The sequence below is a fragment of the Plantactinospora sp. B24E8 genome, from assembly GCF_039871735.1.
Lineage (GTDB): Bacteria > Actinomycetota > Actinomycetes > Mycobacteriales > Micromonosporaceae > Plantactinospora.
On record NZ_JBDPMH010000011.1, the window covers coordinates 1 to 11,932 of the forward strand.

The window sequence follows — 11,932 nt, forward strand, 5'->3', positions numbered from 1 at the left end:
TGCGCACCTGGGCGACAACGTCGTGACCGATTCACCCGCGACGGCGGTCAGCCCGCCGCCGAGGTACGCACCAGGGTGCGGATCTGCCGCAACAGAACCGAGAGCGCCGCCAGGTCGGCCCGCGACTCGTCGAACTCCCCGATCGCCTTACGGGTACGGGTGATCGAGATGGCGTTCGACCGCTCCCACTCCTGCACCCGCTCCTCCGGCGGCAGATCGGCCGACGTGGCGCCGAGCACCTCGGCGGTGAGTGCGGCCAGTGCCGCGTACAGGTCGTAACGCAGCGCCATCCGGGCCAGCGTCTGCCAACGGTCCTCCCGGGGCAGCAGGGAGATCTTCGACAGCAGCGAGTCGACCCGGAACCGGTCCGACAGGACAAAGTAGACCGAAGCCACCTCGCCGACGTCGCGTCCGGTGCCGGCGGCGGTCTCCACCACGTCGAGCAGGCCGAAGCTGTACATCAGCCGGGTCGCCCGCTCCGCCAGGTCCCGGGGCAGGCCCCGCTCCACCGAGAACTCGATGTGCGCCTCCAGCGCCGCCCGCTCGCCACCCACGAAGAGGTTTCCCAGCTCGGGCAGGAGCCGGGCCACCCCGTCGCTGAGCCGGTCGATCTCGGTCGGTACGTCGATCGGCGAACGCCGGTTGGTGACCAGCCAGCGGACCGCGCGGTCGAGCAGTCGACGGGTGTCCAGGTAGATCGCGGTCTGCACCTCGGTCGGCACCCGGTTGTCCAGCGCCTCGATGTCGGCCCAGACCTCGCCCAGCCGGAACACCTCCCGGACCACCACGTACGCCCGGATCACGTCCGCCGCCGAGGCACCGGTCTCCTCCACCACCCGGTAGATGAACGAGATGCCGCCCCGGTTGACCGCCTCGTTGACCAGGACCGTGGTGACGATGTCCCGGCGCAGCCGGTGCTCCGCCATCCGGTCGGCGTACCGCTCGCGCAGCGGGGTCGGGAAGTAGCCGGCGAGCACCTCCGAGGTCCACTCCTCGTCGGGCAGGCTGTCGGCCAGGATCTCCCGCTCCAGCACGATCTTGACGTACGCCAGCAGCACCGCGAACTCCGGCGCGGTGAGTCCGGAGTCGGTCCGGACCGCCAGCTCCTCGTCCGGCGGCAGCGCCTCCAGCTCCCGGTTGAGGTGACCGGCCCGCTCGAAGTCGCTGATCATCCGGCGGTGCACCGGCAGCAGCGACGGCGCCTGGGCCAGCGCGTTGCCGATCGCCCGGGCCTGGTCGTAGTTGTCCCGCAGCACCAGTTCGGTGACCTCGTCGGTCATCTCGGCCAGCAACGTGTCCCGATCCTCGCGGGTCAGCTCGCCGTCGGCGACCGACGCGCCGAGCAGGATCTTGATGTTCACCTCGTGGTCGGAGGTGTCCACCCCGGCCGCGTTGTCGATGAAGTCGGTGAAGATCCGGCCGCCCGCGACGGCGTACTCGATCCGGCCGACCTGGGTGAAGCCCAGGTTGCCGCCCTCGCCGACCACCCGGCAGCGCAGGTCCTTGCCGTCCACCCGGATCGGGTCGTTGGACTTGTCCCCGACCTCGGCGTTCGACTCCGACGACGCCTTCACGTAGGTGCCGATGCCGCCGTTCCAGAACAGGTCGACCGGCGCGGTCAGGATCGCCCGCATCAGCTCCGGCGGCGACATCGACTCGGTCCCGGAGTCGAGGTCGAGCGCCGCCCGGACCTCCGGGGTGATCGTGATCGACTTCGCGGTACGCGGGAAGACGCCACCACCGGCCGAGATCAGCTCGGCGTTGTAGTCCGCCCACGACGACCGCGGGACGTCGAACAGCCGCCGCCGCTCGGCGTACGAGACGGCCGCGTCCGGGTTCGGGTCCAGGAAGATGTGCCGGTGGTCGAAGGCGGCCACCAGCCGGATGTGCTCGGAGAGCAACATCCCGTTGCCGAAGACGTCGCCGGACATGTCACCGACCCCGACCACGGTGAAGTCCTGGCTCTGGGTGTCGATCCCCATGTCCCGGAAGTGCCGCTTCACCGACTCCCAGGCACCCCGGGCGGTGATCCCCATCTTCTTGTGGTCGTAGCCGGCCGAGCCGCCGGAGGCGAACGCGTCGGCCATCCAGAACCCGTTGCGTACCGAGATCTCGTTGGCGATGTCGGAGAAGGTCGCCGTTCCCTTGTCCGCCGCCACCACCAGGTACGGGTCGTCGCCGTCGTGCCGGACCACCTCCTGCGGCGGCACGATCCGCCCGCCGACCAGGTTGTCGGTCACGTCCAGCATGGCGGAGATGAACTCCTGGTAGCAGGCGACCGCCTCGTCCCGGTCCCCCGGCTTCTGCTTCAACACGAAGCCGCCCTTGGCACCGACCGGCACGATCACCGCGTTCTTCACCATCTGCGCCTTGACCAGGCCGAGCACCTCGGTCCGGAAGTCCTCCCGCCGGTCCGACCAGCGGATACCGCCCCGGGCCACCGGGCCGAACCGCAGGTGCACACCCTCGAAACGCGGCGAGTAGACGAAGATCTCGTACTTCGGGCGGGGTGCCGGCAGGTCCGGCACCGCCTGCGGGTCGAGCTTGAACGCCACGTACGGCTTCGGCCGCCCGTCGGTACGCCGCTGGTAGAAACTCGTCCGCAGGGTGGCCTGGATCAGCGTCAGGTACGACCGCAGGATCCGGTCCTGGTCGAGGCTGCTCACCTCGTCGAGCTGCTGCCCGATCGAGGTGACCAGTTCCTTGCTGCGCAGCGTGCGCTCCTCGGCGGTCAGCCCGAGCAGCGGCGAGAACCGGGTCTCGAAGAGGTCGACAAGCGACCCGGCGAGTTCCGGGTACGCGATGAAGGTGGACTCCATGTAGTCCTGTGAGAAGACGGTTCCCGCCTGCCGCAGGTACTTCGCGTACGCCCGCAGCACCACCACCTGCCGCCAGGTCAGCCCGCCGCGCAGCACCAGCTCGTTGAAGCCGTCGACCTCGGCCTCGCCCCGCCAGGTGGCGGAGAAGGCGTTCTCCACGTGGGGCCGGACCTCGGTCAGGTCCCGGGCACCATCCGGCAGCTCCAAGCCGAAGTCGTAGAGGTAGATCCGGCCGTCGATCCGCTCCACCTCGTACGGGTGCTCGTCGACCACCCGTACCCCGAGCGAGTGCAGGACGGGCAGGACGGCGGAGAGCATCATCGGCTCGCCGTACCGGTAAACCTTGAACCGGACGTCCTCGGCGGCGGCCGGCTTGCCACCCTCCGCCTCCGTGCCCACCGCCGCGGTCGGGCGGGGCGGGGCGAACTTGCGGAACATGTGCATCTCGAGCTGGCCCGGCTCCTCGAGCAGTTCCAGCTTGGCGAGGTCCTTCATCGCCTCGTACGGGGTGTGCCCGTCCTTGTAGCCCTCGGGGAAGGCGTCGGCGTACCGGGTGAAGAGGTGTTTGGCCTGCTCGTCACCGAGCTTGCGTTCCAACACCAGCCGGTAGTCGTCGTCCCAGAGTCGGGTGGCGTCGGCCAGTTCCTCGGCGAGCAGGTCGGCGTCGAGGTCGCCGGGCGGGTTGGCCGGGTCGGTCCGGACGATGAAGTGCACCCGGGCGAGCATGGACTCGGTCACCCGGGTGGTGTAGTCGACGCCGACCCCGTTCAACTCACGGAGCAGGATCTCCTGCATGCGCAACCGGTTCTGGGTGGTGAACCGGTCCCGGGGCAGGTAGATCAGGCAGGAGATGAACCGGCCGTAGCCGTCGCGGCGCAGGAAGACCCGCAACTGGCGGCGGCCGGCCATCCGGAGCACGCCGATGACCGCCTGGTAGAGGTCGTCGGTCTTGATCTGGAAGAGCTCGTCGCGGGGGTAGGTTTCCAGGATCTGCAGCAGGTCCTTGCCGGAGTGGCTGCGCGGGCTGAGCCCGGAGCGGTCCAGCACCTCGGCGACCTTGCGTCGGACCACCGGCAGTTCCCGGACGCTGGTCCGGTACGCCGCGGTGGCGAGCAGGCCGAGGAACCGCCGCTCGCCGACCACCTCGCCGGCCTCGTTGAAGATCTTGAACCCGATGTAGTCCAGGTACGCCGAGCGGTGCACGGTCGCCCGGGAGTTCGCCTTGGTGATGATCAGCAGACGCTTCTCCCGCACCTTGGCGGCCGCCTCCGGGGTCATCGAGGAGAGCGTGCGCGGGATGGTGGAGTCCTGGCGCAGGATGCCGAGGCCGGTGCCGAGCACCGCCTGCAACGCGCTCCCGTTCTCGGTGTCGACGAGGCGGTACTCGCGGTAGCCGAGGAACGTGAAGTGTTCGTGGGCCAACCAGCGGAGCAGCTCCACCGAGTCGGTGATGTCCTTTTCCGGCACCGGTGGGCGGTTCTCCGCCGTACGGGCGGCGGCCAGCTCGTCGGCGAGGGCGAGGGCCCGCTGGCGCATCTTCGGCCAGTCCTCCACCGCCTCCCGGACATCGGTCAGTACCCGCTGCAGCTCGGACCGGAGTCGGGCCCGGTCCTGGTCGCCGCGGATCGGATCCACCTCGATCCGCATCCAACTTTCCACGATGTCGCCGTCGATCGCGTCGTCCGGCTCGACGTCGGCTGCGACCTCGGTCAACCGGCCGAGCGGCTCCCGGCGGACCACGACCAGCGGGTGCACCAACAGGTGGACGTCAAGGTGGTGGCCGGTGAGCAGCGCGGTGACCGAATCCACCAAAAAGGGCATATCGTCTGTAACGATCTCAATGACGGTGTGCTGCTGCTCCGGCGCCGGCTCGTGAATCCGCAACTTCAACTCGCCCGGCACCCGCTGCCGGGCCAACTCCCGATGCTCCCGCGCGGCGGCCAGCATCTCCTCCGCGGTGAACCCGATCAGCTCCTCGTCCGGGGCGAACCGCCAGAACCGGTCGACCAGGGTCGCCACGTCGTGGTCGTCGCCGGCCAGCGCCACCGCCTGGGCGACCAGCCGCTCGGCGTTCGGCACCGGCTCGTCGAGATCCGCGTCCTCGACGTCGTCGGCCAGCGCCTCCGCGGGTAAGCCCAGGTCGTACAGGGTGTCGATGCTGGCCCCCGGCACGCCGGTGACCCCCGAGGCGAGCCGAGAACCCGCCCCGTCGTCGTCGACCGCCGAATCGTAGCTGTCGTCCCGACCAGCGTAAGCCGGCCGAAGAGCGGGTTCCGGTGTGATCGCCGGACGCCGGTTCATCGGTGCCACTCCCCTCGACCCACCACGCCGTGGGTCACTCTCCGCCCAGACTAGGCCCTGCCGATCCACCCGCCTGTCAGCGGACCGCCGGCCGGACGTCCGGAGCTGGACGTTGTCCCGTCACCCGTTGCGGATAGCGGGCACGCCCGCCCCGGATTACCCACACTGCCCCTGCCATCACCCACCGCACCGGGTCCGCCACCGGAAGTCCGGCACGCGGGCGCATGGACGGGCGGCGGCGTACTACCGTCATGCTGCCGCCGGTGGCTGTCACGGCGGCGGGCACACCCGAAAGGTGACGACACGGCATGCGCTTGCGGTATCCACCCCATCGACCTCCTCTCCGGTGGGCACGGCGTCGACTGCCGGTCCTCGCCCTCGCCGGCCTACTGCTCGGCACCGGATCCCTCGCCGCCTGCTCCGAGTCCCCCGGGCCGGAGCAGGCGGTCGACGCGTTCCTCGCCGGCTGGCGCGGCGGTGACCTCAACCCGGTCGGCTTCCGCAACCCCGCCGGGCAGCGGGTCCCGGCCACGGACGTGGCCGAGGAGATCAAACAACTCTCCGGCGACCTGGCCAAGACCCCACCCGCGCTCCGTCGGGAGGGTGCGGCGAAGATCACAGAGAACCGCGCGACCGCCACGGTACGGGTCGACTGGACGTTGCCGGGTGACACCCACTGGAGCTACCCGTCCGAGCTGCGTCTCACGCGTGGCGACGACGACAACTGGCAGATCATCTGGGAGCCGAAGGTGGTCCAGCCGCAGCTCACCAGCGGAGACCAGCTGGCGGTACGTCGGCTACCGGCAGCCCGGGCGCCGATCACCGACGCGGCCGGCGCGGAGATCGTCCGCCCCCGGCCGGTGGTCCTGGTCGGCGTGCAGCCGGACCAGGTGACCGACGCACCGGACCTGGCGAAGAAGCTGGACGCGGCGTTCCGGGCGATCCGGCCCCGGATCGAGCCCCCGATCGATGTCTCCGACCTGCCGGACCGGCTGAAGGAGGCGAAGCCGAACGCCTTCGTCGACGTGGTGAGCCTGCGCCGGGAGGCGTACCTGCAGATCAAGCCCCGGATCTACGACCTGCCGGGCACGAAGTTCCGCGACGAGCAACGCGAACTCGCCCCGACCCGGGACTTCGCCCGGGCCCTGCTCGGCTCGGTCGATCCGGTCCAGGCCGACGACATGACGGCCGACCCCGGGGTTTACGAACTCGGCGACACGGTCGGACACGGTGGTCTCCAGGGCCGGTACGAGAAGCAGTTGCGCGGCACGGTCGGCACCAGTGTGATCATCGCGAGCAGGCGGCCCGACGGTTCGGTCACCCCGACCGGCACCGAGCTGTTCCGGCAGGAGCCGAAACAGGGCGCCCCGGTGAAGACCACCCTCGACGTACCGACCCAGACCGCGGCCGACAACGCGCTACAGGGTGTCCGACAACGCAGCGCCCTGGTCGCGGTACGGATCAGCGACGGCACCGTACTCGCCGCCGCCAACGGCAACACCGCCGAGAACCTCGCCTTCACCGCCCAGGTGCCGCCCGGCTCCACCTTCAAGATGGTGAGCGCGCTCGGCCTGCTCGACGCCGGTGCGGTCGCCCTCGACACCCCGGTCGACTGCCCGAAGACGTTCACCGTGGAGGGACGGTCGTTCAAGAACTCCGACAACTTCGCGCTCGGCACGGTGCCGTTCCGGGTCGACTTCGCCAAGTCGTGCAACACCGCGTTCGCCGCACTCGCGCCGAAGCTGGGCCCGGACGGGCTGGCCGCCGCCGGCCGCAGCCTCGGCCTGGAGGGGACCTGGCAGCTCGGTGTCGACGCGTTCAGTGGCAAGGTCTCGACCGGCGGTCCGGCCCCCGAACGGGCCGCCGCCGCGTTCGGGCAGGGCACCACGCTGGTCAGCCCGCTGGCCATGGCGGCGGCCACCGCCGGGGTGGCCCGAGGCCAGTGGCAGCAGCCGAAACTGGTCCTGGAACCGGCTCCCGGTGAGTCCGCGCCGCCCGGCCCGCAGCTGAAGGCCGGCTCGGTCGAACCACTGCGGACCATGATGCGCGAGGTGGTCACCGGCGGCACCGCGACCGCACTGCGGGACGTGCCGGGTAAACCGGTCTACGGCAAGACCGGCACCGCCGAGTACGACGACAACCCGGCGCACACCCACGCCTGGTTCGTTGGCTGGCAGGGGGACGTCGCGATCGCGGTTTTCGTCGAGAAGGGTGGGTCGAGTTCGGCCACGGCCGTCCCGATCGCGGAGAGGTTCCTGCGCGACCTCGCCGGAAACTGAGTCCGTCCGTAGGCAGCCACGACAGCGGCCCCGAACCGGACGGTTCGGGGCCGCTGTCGTAACCGACCGGGGGTCAGCGGGCCAGCTCGAGGCCCTGCTTGTCGGTGAACTTGCCGATGAGGATCATGATGAAGTCGATCAGCACCCAGAGGCCGAGGCCACCGAAGGTGACGATCATGAGAATGCCGGTGCCGATCTTGCCGACGTAGAACCGGTGCACGCCGAACCCGCCGAGGAAGAAGCAGAGCAGCACCGCGACGAGCCAGGACTTCTGGCCGGCCGCCTGACCGGTAGCGGACATCATTATTCCTTTCAGGACACACAAGCAGAGGGGTACGCCGAGGGGGTTCGGCGCCACGGTGCCGCCGGACGACAGTCCGGGTGGCACAACGAACGCGCACATTACCGCAGACAGGCACCTCAGGCTGCCCCGCTGGCCGGTAGGTCGACGGCGTCTGACCGGACGTCTCACCCGCGCACGTCCGGCGGGTGGATTCCGGCGCACAATCCGCCCACCCGTCCGGGCGAACCGACCGCGCCGGACTTCCGCCTCCGTACCCGTGGTCGGATCACCAGCGAGGAGTCCGGGGTCACGGCGCCAGACTGCCGGTCTCCCGGTGAGACCGCGCGGGTGCGGACGACCCGACGCCGACCGCCGAACGAACCATCCGTACCGAGAACCTCGATCCGCCGGACCACCATCCCGTGTTCACGCCATTTGGTAAACCTCGATCGTCGACGTGGATGACCCACGTCACCACGAGAATCACGCATACACCCGATGCCCGTGACGTGATCCAGAGAAACAATCGGGCGGGACGAACGGCATGAGCGGTTCCGCCGCAGCCACAAGTCGACCCGGTTACCGGCCGTCGACCAGCAGGGAAACGAAACCTTGCCAGGGCGACCGCTATCCGCCCAGCGCAGCGCGGCGCCGGGCCCGACATCCGATTTTGGCCGATTGCCGCAGAGTGGACGGTCGAGACAGAGATAGGCGTACCCAAATCGGGGTTGACGACATGGAAGACTATTTCAGAGGTGGTTCACAGGCACGCCGGGTAATCTCCGCTGGCGCCCGCGAGCCGACGACCGAGAGGAATATCCCGGCCTGAGGAGACCAGCGACACGCATGCGACCACATGTAGAACGGGGGAAGAATGTGGCGAATCACGCACGACAGACGTGGCACCATCGACAAGCTGACAGACCTGATCGTCCGGTCCGACGGCCCGACGACGACCCGGGCACTCGTCGTCGAGGGCGGTGAGGGCGTCGGCAAGAGCCACCTGCTTCGGGAGGGGGTCGCGCTCGCGCGCGAACAGGGGCTCCAGGTGCTCGGCCCGCTCGACGGACGTGATCTGACCGACTGTCCGAGTTGCTGCGACGGGGTGTCTCCGCCGCCACCGCGGACCGAACACGCCGGTCCGGCGGTGACCAGCCTCGACGTCCCGTTGTTCGTTGCTGTCGACGACGCGCACCTGGCCGATCCCGACCAACTGACCCGCGAGATCCGTCACCTCAACCGGAACCACCGGGCCAGCGTCACCTGGTTGGTCACCGTCCGCCCGCCACACCGGCTCACCGCCGTCCCCGTCGACGAGGTGAGCTACGCGGCCCTTGCCGACCTGCCTGACGACGCGGTCGCCCGACTGGTCACCGAAATGCTCGACGCTCCACCGTCAGCCGCGCTCTCGACGTTTCTCGCCCAGGCCGGGGGAAACCCACGGATGATGACCGCGCTGCTCACCGGACTCGCCGAGGAGGGCGCGCTGCACCAGGTCGACGGACGCATCCAACTCCTGCGCGAGACCATGCCCGAGCGGGTGACCCAACTCGTACGCGGACGACTCAACGCGCTCTCGCCGCGCTGCCGCCGGATGCTGCAGATGGCCGCGGTACTCGACGAGAAGTTCTGCCCGATCGCCATGGCCAGCTTCATGACCGAGCCGGTCACGAGCCTGCTGCCACTGTTCGAGGAGGCGATCGACGCCGGGCTGATAAGAACCGGGGACGGCCCGCGTCTGGCGTTCTGCAACACGCTGCTGTGGCGGGCGATCCGGGACAGCGCCCCAACCTATCTGCACGCGGCGTTACAGGAAACGGCGAGACATCGACCGGACGAGCGGCCGCCACTCGACACGGTCTGGACGGGCCTCGCCGAGAACGAGCAGTTGATCGCGCGACTCGCCGGTGAGGGGCTCACCAACCAGCAGATCGCCCGCCGCGTATACCTCTCGCCACACACCGTCAACTACCACCTCCGGCGCATCTTCCGGAAGCTCAAGGTCAACTCCCGGATCGAGTTGGCCAAGATGGTGGCTGACTTCGAACCGGTCCCGCGCACATCGGTCAAGCCCGGTATCTGACCCACGGGGGGTGCGGGGCCGGCGCCCGGGCGCCGGCCCCGCCGACGGACCGCCTGTTCACGCCCGTCGTCTGTCGTGCCGTCGGCGCGGGCCCGAGCCGCCAGGCCGGACGCCCTGCCCCACCCTGGCGGTCCTGATCCCGCACCGCCCTGCCGGCCCGGTCCGCCGCCGGGATCACACCCCGAGCGTGGCCCCACCATCCACACACAGATCGTGCATGGTGATGTGCCCGGCGCGGTCGGAGAGCAGGAACGCGACCGCCTCGGCCACGTCCTCCGGCCTGGCCAGTTTGCGCAGCGGAATCCCCGTGCGATACGACTCCAACGACCCGGAGAGCGTGGCACGGGGGCCGCTCTCGTCAGTCCACAGACCCCGGAGCATCGGCGTGTCGGTCGAGCCGGGTGAAACGACGTTGCACCGGATGCCGTGTTCGGCGAGTTCGAGACCCAGGCACTTGGTGAACGCCGTCGCCGCCGCCTTCGACGCCGCGTACGCACCCATCCGTACCCTCGGCAGGTAGGCCGCGTTGGAGCTGACCGTGACGATCGCGCCGCCGCCGCGACGCACCATCCCCCGGGCCACCGCCCGGGAGAACTGGAACACCCCGTGCGTGTTGACGGCGAAGGCCGCCTCCCACTGCTCGTCGGTGAGTTCGATGAGCGGGCCCATCGGCAGCACCCCGGCGACGTTGACCAGGATGCCGACCGGTCCGAGCCGCTCCTCGACCAGGTCCACGCTACGGCTCACCGCCGCCGGGTCGCGCACATCGGTGGCGAAGGCGGTGCACCCCGTACCGATCTCCTCCACGGTCCGGGCGAGCAGGTGCGCATCGCGGTCGACCGCCGCCACCCAGGCGCCACGTTCGGTCAGGTCACGTGCGACCGCCCGGCCGATGCCCTGCCCGGCCCCGGTGACGATGGCCACCGTTCCCTTGATCCCGCTGTTGTCCATGCCTGTCCTCCCCGTTTGCGGTCGACCGTCAGCCCGTGCCGACCAGTTCCGCGTCGTGTCCGTACAGCCAGTCCTGGTGCGACAGGTCGGCCCGGTGACGCAGTGCCGCGTCGCGGTCCCGTTGCGCCACGCCGTCGGGCAGGTGCAGTGCCGTCGCGTTGCCCCGCGACCGCTGGTGCACCTGTGCGACCCGGGGCGCCCGGACCTCCTCGTAACGTCGCAACGCCCCGGCGACCCCGCCGTCCGTCCTGGCCAGGCACGCGGCGAGGGCGAACGCGTCCTCCACGGCCTGGTTGGCACCCTGGGCGAAGAACGGCAGCATCGGGTGCGCCGCGTCGCCGACGAGCGTCAGCCGGTCGGTGCTCCACCGGTCCACGGCGTCCCGATCGTGTAACGCCCACCGGCGGACCGGGTCGGCCTCGGCCAGCAGGTTGACCACGTCCGGGTGCCAACCCTGGTACGCCTTGCGCAGCTCGCCCGGATCCGCCTCGGCCGACCAGGACTCGACCTGCCAGTCGTCGGCGGGCACCGTCGCCCCGAAACTGATCCAGTCTCCGCCCGACACCGGATAGCAGACCACGTGCCGGCCCGGACCGAGCCAGAGCCGCACCCGGGGACGCTCCGCCAGGCTCGGCAGCCGATCCGCCCGAACCAGGCCCCGGTAGATCGTCTCGCCGGAGAAACGGGGCCGGTCCGGAAGCAGGGCCGCCCGGACCACCGAATGGATGCCGTCCGCGCCGACGACAAGGTCGGCCCGGTGGCCCTCCCCGGTGTCGAAGCCCAACTCCACCCCGTCCGGCCGCTCGCTGACCGAGCGGCAGCGCCGGCCGAGCCGCACCGGGTCGTCGGGCAGCAACGCGCGAAGGCAGCGGTGCAGGTCGGCTCGGTGAACCGTGTAGTACGGGGCGCCGTACCGCTGTTCACAGGCGTCACCGAGTTCCGTCACCATGATCAGCTCGCCGTCCTGCCAACGGCGCATCTCGATCGCCTCCGGACGTACCGCCACCCGGTCGAGTTCGCGGCCGAGCCCGAGCCGGCGCAGCAGCCGTACGGCGTTCGGCGCGAGTTGCAGGCCGGCCCCGACCTCTCCGAGCTGCGGCGCCTGCTCGAAAACCGTGCTGGCCAGCCCGAGCCGGGTCAGCCCGGCCGCGACGGTCAGACCGGCGATTCCCGCACCGACCACCGCAATCCGCGGATCGCGCTGTCCCACGGCAGA

The 11,932-nt window shown here is 70.2% G+C and carries 6 protein-coding genes; 2 read left to right on the forward strand and 4 right to left on the reverse strand.

Going from position 1 to position 11,932, the window contains the following annotated elements:
• Positions 1–47 precede the first annotated feature (47 nt).
• On the reverse strand, positions 48–5,120 hold the full coding sequence (locus ABGB21_RS17975) for an NAD-glutamate dehydrogenase (RefSeq protein WP_347655543.1): 5,073 nt from the start codon (positions 5,118–5,120) through the stop codon (positions 48–50).
• 308 nt (positions 5,121–5,428) lie between these two features.
• Between ABGB21_RS17975 and ABGB21_RS17980 the strand changes: the two genes are divergently transcribed.
• A complete protein-coding gene (locus tag ABGB21_RS17980; RefSeq protein WP_347655544.1) occupies positions 5,429–7,399 on the forward strand; it encodes a penicillin-binding transpeptidase domain-containing protein in 1,971 nt (656 codons plus the stop codon).
• Positions 7,400–7,472: 73 nt separating this feature from the next.
• Here the strand turns inward: ABGB21_RS17980 and ABGB21_RS17985 are convergent, their stop codons facing one another.
• Positions 7,473–7,700: a TM2 domain-containing protein gene (locus ABGB21_RS17985; RefSeq protein ID WP_347655545.1), complete on the reverse strand. Its 228-nt coding sequence runs from the start codon at positions 7,698–7,700 to the stop codon at positions 7,473–7,475.
• A gap of 856 nt (positions 7,701–8,556) precedes the next feature.
• On the opposite strand from ABGB21_RS17985, the gene ABGB21_RS17990 reads away from it, so the two are divergent.
• Positions 8,557–9,765, forward strand: a complete 1,209-nt coding sequence (locus ABGB21_RS17990; protein WP_347655546.1) for a LuxR C-terminal-related transcriptional regulator — start codon at positions 8,557–8,559, stop codon at positions 9,763–9,765.
• Between the two features lie 174 nt (positions 9,766–9,939).
• On the opposite strand, the gene ABGB21_RS17995 is transcribed toward ABGB21_RS17990, so the two are convergent.
• The gene (locus tag ABGB21_RS17995; protein ID WP_347655547.1) at positions 9,940–10,716 is read right to left on the reverse strand and encodes a 2,3-dihydro-2,3-dihydroxybenzoate dehydrogenase; all 777 of its coding nucleotides are present in this window, start codon (positions 10,714–10,716) and stop codon (positions 9,940–9,942) included.
• A 28-nt stretch (positions 10,717–10,744) separates the two neighbouring features.
• Positions 10,745–11,926 (reverse strand): FAD-dependent monooxygenase, encoded by a 1,182-nt coding sequence (locus ABGB21_RS18000; protein WP_347655548.1) that lies wholly within the window; start codon positions 11,924–11,926, stop codon positions 10,745–10,747.
• Between the last annotated feature and the right edge of the window lie 6 nt (positions 11,927–11,932).